This window comes from Photobacterium obscurum, from assembly GCF_026191635.1.
In the GTDB taxonomy this organism is placed as follows: domain Bacteria; phylum Pseudomonadota; class Gammaproteobacteria; order Enterobacterales; family Vibrionaceae; genus Photobacterium; species Photobacterium obscurum.
In genome coordinates this window covers 407,719-421,357 of the sequence record NZ_JAKRRW010000004.1, presented here as the reverse complement: position 1 = coordinate 421,357, position 13,639 = coordinate 407,719, and the positions used below count along the sequence as shown (strand labels likewise).

Here is a 13,639-nt window from a genome sequence, read left to right as displayed (position 1 = left end):
ATTTAGTTATTACATCATAATCATATATTCCGGGGTCTCCATAACTAAATTCATATGAGAACTTACCTTCCATAGTTCGTTTCACAGTAAGCATCGTCCAATCAGACACTTCTGTATCCTGAGTCGCTTTAATGAGTTGACCACATAGTTCAAAGATATCAAGCCCAAAGTTATCTAATCTATATGTTTGCCATTTACTAAATAAACCATCTCGATAATATGCTGTCAGATTTGTATCATCATCAAAATGCCTACATTCAAGTTTTAACGCGATCCAATCACTAGGGAGATTTTCACTTACTAATTTGTCTGATATATTTCCAATCAGCTTCTCTAACTCTTCCACATTCATAATTTCACTCAATTTCCAATCATTCTTTCTGATATGCCACCATTTATTTCATTCAACCTTTTCAATTCTGATTCACACTGCTTCTTGAAAATATTTTAGTTGGTAAGCTCCATTTTATCTCATAACATTGTGAATCCTTAACTAAATCGTTGGTGAAGCTTATAATGTTGATCTTTATCTCATCTTGTGGCAGTAGAATCATCACAAACTTCTTGCTATCCAAATGAAATTGTTAAATTCTATTCCAGAATAGCTCTACTGCATACTAATACGGAGGTAAAATGTCATATTCAGATAATGAACTTCTTGAATGTATTTTAGATTGTATAGATGAATCGCTACCAAACTCTTGGGAATACTCGATATTAAAGCTGAAAGTCGACAATGATAACTTAAATGCACAATTTGCATTCAAGGATATGAATTCAGACTCAATAAATGAATTCGCTCCAAACAATTCCATGGCACCAATAACCTCTGCTTATGAGCTATACCGTAACTTATTAAATGACGGGGATAAAGGTAATACAATCATGATAAAAATTTTTCAAGAGGGAAGGTACGATATAGGGATTATTTAAATAACTTAATTACTGCTTTCGTAAAGAAGCAATCAAGTTATTAAAAGTACATATCTACCCATAATATATAACATTCACCTGTGTTTTGCATGACTATACACGACATAGCAACTGCATCGACCTGTTGATTGTAATAACTTTTGGAAGAAAGAGAGCATCCCGAATCTGTGGCCGACATTAGGAAATGTTGGGCAATTTACTGGTTAGATTGAGCACTGTTCTGTTGCGCAAACTTGGTTTGGGCAAATCCATGTCAGCGAAGACACGCAGACTCGTTTAAGGGCAATAGCGACTATACATCTATCCAAGATGTTGCAAGATGAAGTCTACACAGTGTTTGACTTAAGGAATTTTTATATTTGGCTTGTTGATAAAAGATATAAATATCTAAGCTAGCTCTTTGCCCGCTTAAGACAGGTAAATCCACTGGCACTTCAACCAACGTCCCTGAAGCTAAGTGATCTTTAACCCACCCCAAAGGATAAAGTGCCAACCCTTGGTCAGCACTGGCATCCTCGTCAGATCTCGCCGAACGCAGCGCTGAAAATGTGGTACGCGCAATGAGCAAACATGGTATTCGCCGCCTTGTAACAATTAGTGCCGCAGGAGTGGGTGATAGTTTTCAGAAGGTAAGCCCTCTCATGAGGCTCCTGATCCGCAACAGCAATATTGAAAGAGCCAATCGGGATTTTGAAAACATGGAAGAAGTCTATGAGAAAAGTAATATTGATAGTCTAGCTGTTCGCCCCGTAGGCTTGGTGAATGGACAAACCAATAATCGTGCAAAGCTCGTTGACCGCTTCAATTTTTCCTCTCAAATAGCCAAACGTGATGTCGCTGAATGGATGTTGGATGCTGTAGAGCGCTCAGGCACTTTCAACACTCCTACTGAAATGATTGGGTGGGGATAATTGCATGAATGGGGAATAACCTGCAGATACGGGGCACAACTATCAAGCAATTATGAACTTTGTTAGCTATAAAGGTGTAATCAGATACAAAAAATCGGCCTAAACAACAGTTTGAGGCCGATTATGATGCCAATCTAGCAGAGTACAGCTCTGTTTAAACGAGCGGCGTTAGGTCAGTTGACCTACTTTTTCGCTTTAAAAACGAAAGACAACGCGGATAGCCTGTAGCCATCCCCACAAACTAAAGCCGACAACGGCTGACAGAAAGAAAGCTGGAAATAATAGCTCTGTCATAGTTAAATCCACTACATTTGAGGTTAAAGGGTGGTTTTATTATCCTGATAATTAAAATTATTTGAAGTAAACCGCCAGTCAAATACGCACCTTTGTGATATGCAACTCAAAAAGCGTATTCTCCAATTATCAATAGGATAGAAAATAAACAAACCTTTAGGCTTTTCTCTGACTACTGATACTGCGCCGAAGTAATAAACTGACCGAAAGTTTCACACCACACTATCACCGTATTGTACTGCCTGATATCCACCGAAACATCCAACGGTACCATGAAGCTGCTGAAGGTTTTTACCTCACCGACTTTCACCATGCTTGCTTTCAGGCGGTTAAAATCGCCTTCCGTTTCAACAAACTCCGGTGACAGGTAGAGCTTGTAATCTGGCCCCGGTGCCAATTCACCAACAAAGCTGATGGCATCGGCTGCTACCGAGACTTCCCCTATCCCCCAATGAAGAAAATCACTGTCCTTGCGCTCTTTATCGAAAGTGGCCGTATACTGGGCATTTTCAGCGACAAATGAAATTGCCGCTTGCGCTGGTGCTTCAGGGGCAATCAGGATTGGCAGGGCGTAAATACCAAGAGCAAAACCAACAGCCACTGCTACCCCATGGGTAATAAACAAACCAAGAAATCGTTTCATCTCTACTTCCCTACATCACTGATTTATAATAACAATAGACTCGCATCTACATCAGATTGGTTACGCGGCGCTCTTCATATACTTTTTCACTTTTTTTACCGCCATCTGTTTCTTCAGCGGCGAAAGGTAATCTATAAACAGCTTACCTTTTAAGTGGTCGATTTCATGCTGCATCGCAATAGCGAGAAAACCATCATTTTCAATCACAATCTCTTTTCCGTCTCGATCTAATGCTGAAACCTTTATCTTGGTAAACCTTTCGACATCAGCGTAATAGCCAGGTACGGACAAACAGCCTTCTTGCCCTTTTGCCCTGTTTTCACCGCTTTCAACTTTCGGGTTAATCAGCACTAACGGTTCGTTGCGAGACTCCGATAGATCAATCACCACAATCGCCTCGGTTCTGCCGACTTGTGTTGCAGCCAGGCCAATGCCATTGTCCGTGCTGTACATGGTCTCCAGCATATCATCAATTAGCTGCTGCACTGCGCTGACATCGGCCACATCTGTTGCCGGAATTTTCAGTTTTTCATTGGGAATCGTTAGTACGTCTAGTATTGCCATAAGCCTTAGTCTTTTCGCTTAGATAGGTTTCTTCATTTGCTAATTAACAATTTAAACTTCTTTGCTAATTAACCATTTATACGATACAGATTTTCTCTTCTCGAGTTGGTACACATTTCTGCAAGCTATGCTGCAGCCAATGAATAAACGCCTGCTCTAGCTCCTCCGATGACGTTTTCTGACGAAGCAGAATGTAACTGTGTCCTGAGAGAACAAAACCAAAAGGGGCGATTAAATTGCCGCGCTTTAAGTCATCGGCCACCAAAGGGTACGAACCAATCGCCGCCCCTAGCCCATCGACGGCTGCCTGAAAGCAAAAATAGAAATGTGCAAATGTTTGGTGTGAGTTGGCACCGAACAAAGGCTCATCAACATTTTTGAACCAGTTGTCCCAAGCCTGTAGTCTTGTCTGGCTATGAAGCAGTTTAATTTTGGTAAAATCACTTTTGACTTGATGCCAGTACTCAGGGGACATAACCGGTCCAACCCATTCATCTACGAGCTTTGTCTTTTGATAATCGTGAATCACCTCAAAATCATCTCGACGAATGGCCAGCGACAAACCTGTTGCTCCAAGCGTTACCGGCCCACCAGCCGTTGACAGTCTCACATCGGCTCCGGGGTGGCTGACATAGAACTCCGACAAACGCGGCATTAACCAGCGCATGGTTAATGTCGGCTCACAGGAAACTTCCAGGCAGTGATTTTTTACTTGTGACAATTTGTGTACACCCGCTTCAAGCGCCTCAAAAGCCTGTTCCGTATAGTTTTTCAGCAACTCCCCTTCCTGCGTTAAATAAACGTTTCTTCCCTGACGGTAAAACAGAGGCTGAGAAAGGTATTTTTCCAATACCTTTATCTGCTTACTTACTGCGCCGTGAGTTATACATAACTTATTGGCAGCATCGCTATAACTGGCTGACGAAGCGGCCACATGAAATATATGGAATGCCTTTAAGTGTCTCATTTGTGATTTTTTCTCACATATAGCCTGAGAATGTTTCGATTATAGTCGGCGCAAAAGAGTCATACAATCAGTTCGACCTCAACATCATATACATAAATAACTATTAATTTGGAGTACACATGGAATTCATCAGCCTTGCCGTTCTTGGCATCCTAATTGTTATTAGCCCAGGCGCTGATTTCGTCCTTGTCCTAAAAAACAGCCTTAACTTAGGTAGAAAAGCCGGAATATGGACTGCGATGGGGGTCAGCCTCGCGATCTGTGTTCATATCGGCTACTCCATGCTGGGTATAAGCTACCTAATTTCACAAAATGAATGGCTATATAGCCTGGTGAAGTATGCTGGCTCTGCATACCTTATCTACCTCGGGCTAAAAGGCATTTTTTCTGCCAGCGCCGATTTGGACACTCTCGAATTTAGCCAAAAGGAAATACGTCCGGTCCAATACCTGGCGCAAGGTTTCTTATGTAATGTATTAAACCCTAAAACGATGCTTTTCTTCCTGAGTATCTTCAGCCAAGTGATTTCACCAGACTCAAGCGACAATTACACCGCATTGGGATATGGGTTCTATATGGTGATCCTTCACGGTTTATGGTTTGGTGCTGTCGCGATTCTATTTACTTCTCAGGCGCTTCAAGCACAGCTATTACGAGTCAAAAAGCGGTTAAACCAAGCATGTGGCGCAGGTTTATTTGCTTTCGGAGCGCTTCTTGCCGTTAAATCTTAACAACGATAATGAAATGGGATAGCCACTGGTAAGTGGCTATTTTCAAGCAGAACAAGTCGAAAATTGCGTAGCCCAAGGGGGGGATGGCCAAAAAAACGTGGTAGCAATAACGATGGTGTAAATAATTAAGGGACACACCCTAGTGATATTTCGATGGTGAAAGGGTAAAATCGCCGACCTTAACCGCCCCTGAAGCTGCGCGCTCTTGTGGCTAAACGTCCATCATAATAGATCTGACTATGCATTCCCCGGAAAACTGCTTTACCCCATTTAAACAATCGATCGCTGAGTATACTTTACCTGAGCGCTTTACCTTCCCTTTCTATTATGAACCTCACCCTTTGTGCCTATTGGCTGCAGAAGAGCTGCAGCATCACCTTGAGACACAGGACGAGTGGCAGCATAACTTTGGTCTTACCGGGGATACGAAGGCTGCTATCGGTAAAATGTTCGGCGTTTTGCTGGTACAGAAAAGTGATGGTGAAATTGGCTATTTATCGGCATTCTCAGGAAAGATGGCAGATAAGAACCTGCTGCCTAAATTCGTTCCGCCAGTCTTCGATATGCTTGCAGAAGATAGTTTCTTCCTTACTGAACAGTTAGAAATCAACCAGATCAACGAACGACTGAACCAGCTCGAAAGCAACCCAAGAATCGCAGAGTTGAAAAATGCATTACAAACCGAACAATCAGCCTACAAAATAGAACTCGAAGCGCATCGAAGCCGAATGATCGAAGGACGAAAGCACAGAAAAGCGCTGCGCACAGCCGGAGACTCTGAACTGGCCCCAGAAGAACTACGAGAGCTAAAAAAACAACTTAGCCAACAGAGTGTTATCGAAAAGCTCCAGCTTCGAGACTTAAAGCTTCATTGGGAAGAACGCGTGACTATTGCGCAGCAACAGTTAGGTTTTCTCACAACTGACATCACTGACTTAAAACAAAAGCGTAAAACCTTATCAGCAGCTTTACAGAAAAAGCTTTTCGAACAATATCGCTTCCTGAACGTGAATGGTGTCGAAGAAGATCTCAATGTACTGTTTGCAGATACGACTAGGCAGATCCCACCAGCAGGTGCCGGAGAATGCGCTGCGCCTAAACTGCTGCAATATGCATTTAAGTGGGGAATGAAGCCTCTCGCGATGGCTGAGTTTTGGTGGGGTTCATCACCGAAGTCCGAAATCCGACAGCACAAGAATTTCTATCCGGCATGTAAGGGCAAATGCCAACCTATTTTAGAACATATGCTAAAAGGGATTGAAGTGGATGAAAATCCATTACTGTCGAACCCCTGTGAAGGAAAAAGCGTCGAGATCATATACCAAGATGAAGACATGGCCGTAGTTAACAAGCCGGCCGAGTTCTTATCAGTTCCAGGAAAAACAATCGATGACTCTGTCTATCTTCGCATGCAACAATGCTTTCCGCAGGCTACTGGCCCGCTAATCGTGCATAGGCTCGACATGTCCACCTCGGGATTGATGGTTATCGCTTTAACCAAACGAGCTAACAAGAGCCTGCAAAAGCAGTTCATCGAGCGTTCGGTTAAAAAGCGCTATATCGCTTTGGTTGACGGCCTTATCGAGCAGGACGAAGGCTTTATCAAACTGCCTCTACGCGGTGACCTCGATGACAGGCCGCGTCAATTAGTATGCTTCGAGCATGGTAAGAAAGCCGAGACCAAGTGGGAAGTGATAGCACGGGAAAACAACCGTACTAAGGTTTACCTATATCCTAAAACCGGCCGTACCCATCAGCTTCGTGTCCATTGTGCTCATACCCAGGGTTTGAATATGCCGATGATCGGTGATGATCTATATGGCAAGAAGGCTGAGCGTTTGCACTTGCATGCCGAACTACTCGAACTTTCCCATCCTATTACGCACGAGTTAATGCGATTCCAAGTCGAAGCCGAGTTTTAAAACAACGCTCACTAACAGGTAAACGGGCACGGGTTACTGCTTATCAACAAAAAAACGCTGAATGTTTAGCATTCAGCGTTTTTTGTCTAACATTTTATCGAACCGGGTATCGATACAAACACTAATATCAGTGGTAATAAACTCACCATCGATGAACAAACTAAAGATGGTAGCTGGCGTAGGTGCTGACTGAGCCTGCTCTATGGTTTCTAGCCGGACAATTTTCAGTGGCAATCCACGCTTTTTACATGACTCAACCAAAGACTCATTGACGTGATATTCAGAAAACGGGCAGCGGTTGGAGTAATAAACGACGCACCCTTTAGTTTCCTGAGGGCTATCATCATTGAGCCCTACTTTGGCGCACAACTTGAAACTAGGCCGTACCTCCACCTCCCCGAAACTCAATGCCACCAGCAAAAAGCCTGACGGCAGCGTATCGCAAACCTCAAACCCGTGTCTTAAGAACCATTTGGTATCGCTCATGAAATGATATTTTCTCGCCCCAACAACAGCAACTAGCCCTGATTTTCCTTGCCGTTTAGCATCATCTACGGCTTCCCGAAGCAATGCCTTACCATGGCCCTGCTGCTTATACTTTCCTGACACCCAAAAACAGCCAAGCGCCAGATAATTCGGGGCATCAATAGGTATCCAAGCCTTTTCAGCCGGGCCATACTCAATAAAGACTTTTGCTCGCTCGTCTAATCGGCGAAATACCCAACCTTGCTCAAAAGCCTTAGTAAGCCAGCATTTCTTTTTCATATAACCATCGGCGCATTTCTTATCAGAGAACGCACAACAAATGTGTTCAGTGTCGATATTCTCTTTAGTGAGTGTTATGTTTTCCATTGGGAGCCTCCGAAATTCATTAATTCTCACTGATATTACCTTGACTAGGCTCACTAGAAAGTGATTTCGCAATAGCTCTAAAAGCTGCTATCGCGTAATCCATACTTTCATAGCCGTTTTCCATAAAATTGATATCAGCACTATTTTTTACAATAACGACATCAGCTTTCCGGTTAATATAGATATATTGACCATAAATACCAATCGCTAGAAACTCTTCATTGGCATTCTCAGGTATCCACCACTGGTAACCATAACCAAAATGAGTATTGGCATTGGCTCTTTTCCCGGGCATAAGATGAGGCGCATCAGGAGTTATACTGTCTTCTATCCATTGGGCCGGGATAATCTGTTCTCCATTTAAGCGACCAAAATCACGATAGAGCTTTCCCATACGAGCATAATCACGACTTATTAAATTTAATCCGCCTAACACCATTGGCTCACCTTGGCTGTCAGTGATGTAGATAGCATCGCGCTCGGTATTTAATTTTGACCAGAGTTTCTCATCAAAGTAATCAACAATGTCCATATCCGTTGCTGCTCGTAACACCATACCAAGGACGTGAGTATCAATACTCACGTAATGCATGTAAGTCCCTTGCTCTCGGTCACTGATGAGCGATGCGGCAAAATCATCAAAGCTCCCCCCAAAGGCCATGATTCTTCCAAATTTATTAATATCACTAAAAAAATCACCATAGTCCTCGTTGAAATAAATCCCGCTAGACATCTGTAGTACATTTTTCACGCTCACACCGTCATAACCAGATCCAATCAAACTTGGTACATATTCGGTAACCGCCGTTTGTAAATCTGCTATCAAACCTTCTTCTACAGCCACACCAAAAATTGCACTTAAAAAAGACTTCGCCATAGACCAGGAGATTCTTTGATCATACTCTCCGGTACCTTGATAATACTCCTCGAAAGTAATGTCATCACCTTTGATTACCACCAGAGCAGTTGTGCTAGAACTCCGAAGCCAACCTTGCATGTCAACGTTACCGTCTTGATACCCAAATTGCTGTGGAAGTGGCAAAGGTCGCTGGCCAAAATCATCCACAACACCAGAACGCTTAATGGTTTTAGTCGGCGCAATCTGCTTCATATTTGAAAAGTTATCGACGATTACTTCTGAGTCAAATAAACGAACCGTATGATAAAGTTGCAGCAGTTCATTTCTATACAAACCAGCAAAGCTTATAGTCGTAATCAGCAACAAAATTAAACAACCAACTATTTTCTTCATGATTAACTCCACTGCATATCTAAAGGGAGATTTAAATTTATTACTATTACCTAATTTAAATAACCTATTATATTAAATATAGTTATAGCACTCTGATAAATGGTGTATTCAATTTCCCAAAAGTAACCTGGATTATTTTGCTTACGGTTTGATCAAACCACCATGATAATGCAGGTCATATACCTTTCTCTCCTGATAATCTATCCATTCATAACCTGTAAATGACAAAACACTCCCCTCATTGGTATCGTTATAAATACCTAATTCGGTTTGATGAGTTGAGTCTCCAAGAAAATGACCCGATTCATACAGCAAGGCCAAACTTTCGACAATTACGTTACCCGCCTTCTCACCATCATAAATATCAGGAGATAGAATCTTGCCGTAGTAATTCATTGCCCAAACGGGCACATCATTAAAGTAAACAACTTCCTGCCCTAAAAAGTCTGTGCCACCAAAGTAGCTATCTAAATATTTAAATAAGCCAACTTGAAATTGGATATCCTGTGATCCAGGACGATATGACAAGCATTTAGGTGCCCGGCCTACATAAGAGTTAGCCTTCGCTTTAACGATAAAGTCGTATAGTTCTTGCTCCGTAAAACCCATCAGACAGCCCCTTTGAGATAAAGACTCTATGATAGCTGTATAAACGAACAGTATTTGCGAGTGAATTCATGATTTCCGCAAGAGTGAACTAAAGCAGCGAACACCTGAGATAAGATACAACAACAAAGAAATGAGCCCGTACACCAGCGCCATAACAGAACTGCCGAGCATAATGCTCCTTGATTGCACGCGAGGTTTTAGTATTCGTTTTGCGGCAAACCATCATTGATTTCGTAGTAATCCCCCTTTTCGGCAATAAAGATATGCTGTCCTAGATTTATCCCTGTTGGTGCATCAAATGCCCCAAGAGCAATACCAATCCAATGGTGTTTGTATGTATCTAGGGGATCAAAGAACAAAGAAGAACCACATTTTGCACAAAATCCACGCCTCACTTTTTCAGACGAGTGATACCAAGAAACTTTTTCTACCCCATCAATTGATAATGAATCACGTGGCACCTCGGCACTTGCCAAAAAGTGCCCTGTCCATTTTCGGCACTGGTTACAATGGCAAGCATCTGATGTTTCAAGATCACCAGTAAATTCGAACTTTACTGCACCACAAAGGCAGGATCCTTTAAGCATTTGAAACTCCATTTAGATGGTATTTTAGAATCACCTGATTACTTTGTTTAACTCACTTCGATATTAAATTTTAATTTTGCAAATCATCATCAAACTACATTGATGATCTTTGAATAATCATAAGATTTATAATGGTGAGAATACAGTTTATGAAAAGCCAGATTAATTAAGAGTTTTTATCTGGATTATTCATTCCGAGTGATTCACCACGAACAATCACCTGATACTCTTCCTCGTCAGGCTCACCTTCAGGTTTCAATTGTTGCTCCAACATTGCCGCCTCTAGGTAATCTAACAGTGCGTTGACTTGCCCGCTTCTAACTATGTGCTCAGGTGTTTCCATATCGAAGGCAGGAATTTGTTCATGCTCATACCAAGATTCGGCGTATTCTCTGCTACACAATCCTTTACTAACCATGAACGTTAATACCCTTTCGCGATTCTCAACACGATGCATATACTTCTCCTTTAAAGAGAGCTATAGAGTAATAATAGTTGCAATCAAATGCTAAAGACCATAACGCCCAAAATAAAACATACAAACAACACGCCTACCAAGTCCAACTGAACCAGCAAAAGGCTCCGTACTCGATTTGAGCTCCCTCTACAGTCAGCTCTGACCTTGGCTACAGTGATAAATCGTCAAGTAAATTAACCTCATGGACAGAAAATTACGAAGTTCCAACTGACAACCTGGATCTACAGTTTAAACTTCTGATTACGTATACTACCCCATTAAATTGATCCCAATACGGTAAAAGCTAAGATGATTATTTTCACCACTAACTTAGGCGATATCGAGATTGAACTGAATATGGATAAAGCTCCAGTCAGTTCAAAGAATTTTTTAAAGTATTGCCAAGATGGCTTCTATGACGGCACTATTTTTCACCGTGTGATAAAAGGCTTTATGATACAAGGCGGTGGCTTTACTGAAGACATGCAAGAAAAGCCAACACGTGATCCTATCGCCAATGAAGCCAATCGTGGCCTTAAAAATGTTATCGGCACGATAGCAATGGCGCGAACAGATGCTCCTCATTCTGCAACTGCACAATTTTTTATTAACTTAGCTGACAACGACTTCCTAGATCATACCGCAACCACCAACCTAGGCTGGGGCTACGCAGTCTTTGGCAAAGTCACCGCCGGTATGGATGTTGTTAACAAAATAGCTAAGGCTAAGACGACTTCAAAATTCGGCCATGACGACGTACCGTGCGATGCCATCATAGTTGAAAAAGTGACCATCAAATAATGTAATTTACCAGTGCCATTTTTTGAAGTGGCACTTTAGCTCTTAATGCCGAGTGAAAATCGTCACGTCTAACTCAGCAAACACACAGAGTTCCAAACCAAAACTGCGAAGAAAAGCGCATCACCTTGATTATTTTTTATGGTAAATAATTACTCGTATAACGTATATTCGTTGAAACCTACAATGCCCTTACTGCCTTTTCATCAGGCCAGCCCCTCCCTGCTCCTAAAGTAGTTTTATTCCAAATCCTTTCACAAGGTATGCCACAATACCAAAACAAACTATCGAAATCAGGGCACAAACAAACAGCGAAACCCAAAATGAATAACGTCCTATCAAGTATGGAAAAGCAAGGAACATTGGTAGCGTCGGTATTACATACCAGAACGTATAATAAGCGTGGTTTGCTAGCTTTTCCTGCCCTTGATCTTCTACGTACATCCAAATCAAAGCCAGAATAGTAACTGTTGGCAATGCGGCAACCAAAGCACCTATCTTATCACTTCGCTTTGCAACTTCTGATACCAGCACCACGATTGCGGCTGTGGTCAAATACTTCACAATAATCCATAGCATCGGCTTGTATTTCCTAGCTCCACCTTTTGCTAAATAGTATGGACTAACGCGAGCATGGATGTTGTGATCTTATGATGCTTCATACCGCATTAAGGTGTGCACCACGAAACGAGAAGGTACACTGAACCTCAATATAAAACCATCAAATGTAGCAAGCCTTTGTGACCATATTATGTTTCGATTTTAACAACTATAGCGTCAGGACACTGCTCTTTCAGCATAATTACTAATTTTTTGGCGGCTCCATTAGACACCCAAATATCTAGAGCATTATCTTCATAGCTAAATATTGAAATGCATTCATCTGCAGTATGAATCTCGAATTTTGCTAACAAAACTTTTGACACTTGAGACTTTTTAATCTTTACACCCTTTAGACCGAGAAGTCTTTCAAAATAGCGTCGTCTAATGAATAAGTACTCCCCTTCAGCTATAATCACTCGTTCTGGGTCATTTGACAATTTCAAAACCTTTGACAGAAACACTACTATTGAAATTAAAACTGTAACTAATAACATCAAGGTGACATGTTGTTGACTGCTTAAAAAATCTGTCATTTTTACCTCCATGATATAGGGTTATTAGTGATGTCAATTCACTGACTTTGTTACGCCTGATTCAAAATGAGTTATCATCTTAGTGCTGCTGGTAGTTTTGGTTATAAAATTGTAACTACCATTCGGAATAAGCATTTCCATTGTCATCACTGTATCCGATTCAGGCATGTATGTGTTCTCAATATCATAAAGCATTGTCCCGTATCCTGAACCCTTAACATTGATATACCCTGACTCAACTTCAAATTCCATTACTGCAAAATATGTAATGTCAAAGTAAGCAATATCAGCGTCAACTCTATTTAGAGTGTATTTCATATCCATATCAAAGGAAACTTGATCTCCAGAGTTCATTGGTATCACCATTGGAAGCTTCACCGAAATACTCTCACCGAGTCTTACAGTTTTATTATTAAGATCATTTAACTCTCCGGCCTGAGTAAATACCTTTTTTATAACCTCTTTAAGCTCTTCGGTAACATTTGCTCCTTCTGCAGACAGGAAGTTTATTTTCCCATTAGGTAATCCTTCTCCCTTTATTTTCAATCCTTCCAATGACACAGCACCAGATGTTTTTTCAATCATCTCTGATCCATTAACTGAATAATAGTTCCGATCTTTTAACACATAAGATTCTATGGGATATTTACCATCTTCACTTATTTCTCCTGTTGTTGCTGATTGAACTTTTACATTCTTACTTACAACCCTGACAGGAAATCGACCTACCACTTCTTCAGGTAATGTATCGATATCACCTTGTATACTCATTTCCACATCTGCAACAGTTTCAGTTTCAACTGTAGATTTAGTATTAGCTTTATAGCCAAAAGAAAAGTGGACTTGATCTTGAGCAAATATTGGAAACGATATTAAAAGCAGAAGAATATATTTCATGAAATACCTTTGATGATATAACTAGCAGGCCTAACGTCTGCTATAAGGTTTGTGAATGTTTAACTGAGCAAAACAATTACACGCCA

General features: G+C 41.3%; 17 protein-coding genes. 5 read left to right on the top strand and 12 right to left on the bottom strand.

Features of this window, described 5'->3' with window-relative positions; translation table 11 throughout:
* Positions 1 to 352 (bottom strand): hypothetical protein (locus MD588_RS08000; RefSeq protein ID WP_265696542.1); only part of this gene is annotated, 352 nt, incomplete at its 3' end.
* A 281-nt stretch (positions 353 to 633) separates the two neighbouring features.
* Between MD588_RS08000 and MD588_RS07995 the strand changes: the two genes are divergently transcribed.
* Complete coding sequence (locus tag MD588_RS07995) at positions 634 to 933, top strand: hypothetical protein (RefSeq protein ID WP_265696541.1); 300 nt, start codon at positions 634 to 636, stop codon at positions 931 to 933.
* Positions 934 to 1,439: 506 nt separating this feature from the next.
* Entirely contained in the window at positions 1,440 to 1,844 is a 405-nt protein-coding gene (locus MD588_RS07990) for an NAD(P)-binding oxidoreductase (protein ID WP_265696554.1), read from the top strand.
* 466 nt (positions 1,845 to 2,310) lie between these two features.
* On the opposite strand, the gene MD588_RS07985 is transcribed toward MD588_RS07990, so the two are convergent.
* From MD588_RS07985 to MD588_RS07975, 3 genes are all read right to left on the bottom strand, one after another.
* Positions 2,311 to 2,781: a DM13 domain-containing protein gene (locus tag MD588_RS07985; RefSeq protein ID WP_265696540.1), complete on the bottom strand. Its 471-nt coding sequence runs from the start codon at positions 2,779 to 2,781 to the stop codon at positions 2,311 to 2,313.
* 60 nt (positions 2,782 to 2,841) lie between these two features.
* Positions 2,842 to 3,345 (bottom strand): peptide deformylase, encoded by a 504-nt coding sequence (def, locus tag MD588_RS07980; protein ID WP_265696539.1) that lies wholly within the window; start codon positions 3,343 to 3,345, stop codon positions 2,842 to 2,844.
* 76 nt (positions 3,346 to 3,421) lie between these two features.
* The gene (locus MD588_RS07975) at positions 3,422 to 4,312 is read right to left on the bottom strand and encodes a LysR substrate-binding domain-containing protein (protein ID WP_265696538.1); all 891 of its coding nucleotides are present in this window, start codon (positions 4,310 to 4,312) and stop codon (positions 3,422 to 3,424) included.
* A gap of 119 nt (positions 4,313 to 4,431) precedes the next feature.
* Here MD588_RS07975 and MD588_RS07970 point away from each other — a divergent pair, with 119 nt between their 5' ends.
* Entirely contained in the window at positions 4,432 to 5,043 is a 612-nt protein-coding gene (locus tag MD588_RS07970) for a LysE family translocator (protein ID WP_265696537.1), read from the top strand.
* A 239-nt stretch (positions 5,044 to 5,282) separates the two neighbouring features.
* Positions 5,283 to 6,965, top strand: coding sequence for an RluA family pseudouridine synthase (locus tag MD588_RS07965; RefSeq protein ID WP_265696536.1), 1,683 nt, complete (start codon positions 5,283 to 5,285; stop codon positions 6,963 to 6,965).
* 72 nt (positions 6,966 to 7,037) lie between these two features.
* Here the strand turns inward: MD588_RS07965 and MD588_RS07960 are convergent, their stop codons facing one another.
* The 5 genes from MD588_RS07960 to MD588_RS07940 all read right to left on the bottom strand — a co-directional run bounded on the left by MD588_RS07960 (position 7,038) and on the right by MD588_RS07940 (position 10,722).
* Positions 7,038 to 7,817, bottom strand: coding sequence for a GNAT family N-acetyltransferase (locus MD588_RS07960; protein ID WP_265696535.1), 780 nt, complete (start codon positions 7,815 to 7,817; stop codon positions 7,038 to 7,040).
* 19 nt (positions 7,818 to 7,836) lie between these two features.
* Entirely contained in the window at positions 7,837 to 9,069 is a 1,233-nt protein-coding gene (locus MD588_RS07955) for a serine hydrolase domain-containing protein (protein WP_265696533.1), read from the bottom strand.
* 141 nt (positions 9,070 to 9,210) lie between these two features.
* Positions 9,211 to 9,678, bottom strand: a complete 468-nt coding sequence (locus tag MD588_RS07950; RefSeq protein ID WP_265696532.1) for a DUF5680 domain-containing protein — start codon at positions 9,676 to 9,678, stop codon at positions 9,211 to 9,213.
* Between the two features lie 197 nt (positions 9,679 to 9,875).
* Positions 9,876 to 10,265 (bottom strand): GFA family protein, encoded by a 390-nt coding sequence (locus tag MD588_RS07945; protein ID WP_265696531.1) that lies wholly within the window; start codon positions 10,263 to 10,265, stop codon positions 9,876 to 9,878.
* Positions 10,266 to 10,431: 166 nt separating this feature from the next.
* Positions 10,432 to 10,722: a hypothetical protein gene (locus MD588_RS07940; RefSeq protein WP_265696530.1), complete on the bottom strand. Its 291-nt coding sequence runs from the start codon at positions 10,720 to 10,722 to the stop codon at positions 10,432 to 10,434.
* 309 nt (positions 10,723 to 11,031) lie between these two features.
* Between MD588_RS07940 and MD588_RS07935 the strand changes: the two genes are divergently transcribed.
* Complete coding sequence (locus MD588_RS07935; protein ID WP_265696529.1) at positions 11,032 to 11,523, top strand: peptidylprolyl isomerase; 492 nt, start codon at positions 11,032 to 11,034, stop codon at positions 11,521 to 11,523.
* Positions 11,524 to 11,748: 225 nt separating this feature from the next.
* Here the strand turns inward: MD588_RS07935 and MD588_RS07930 are convergent, their stop codons facing one another.
* From MD588_RS07930 to MD588_RS07920, 3 genes are all read right to left on the bottom strand, one after another.
* Positions 11,749 to 12,099, bottom strand: coding sequence for a DUF3147 family protein (locus MD588_RS07930; RefSeq protein WP_265696527.1), 351 nt, complete (start codon positions 12,097 to 12,099; stop codon positions 11,749 to 11,751).
* 170 nt (positions 12,100 to 12,269) lie between these two features.
* A complete protein-coding gene (locus tag MD588_RS07925; RefSeq protein WP_265696526.1) occupies positions 12,270 to 12,656 on the bottom strand; it encodes a hypothetical protein in 387 nt (128 codons plus the stop codon).
* A 33-nt stretch (positions 12,657 to 12,689) separates the two neighbouring features.
* Positions 12,690 to 13,553, bottom strand: coding sequence for a hypothetical protein (locus tag MD588_RS07920; RefSeq protein ID WP_265696525.1), 864 nt, complete (start codon positions 13,551 to 13,553; stop codon positions 12,690 to 12,692).
* Between the last annotated feature and the right edge of the window lie 86 nt (positions 13,554 to 13,639).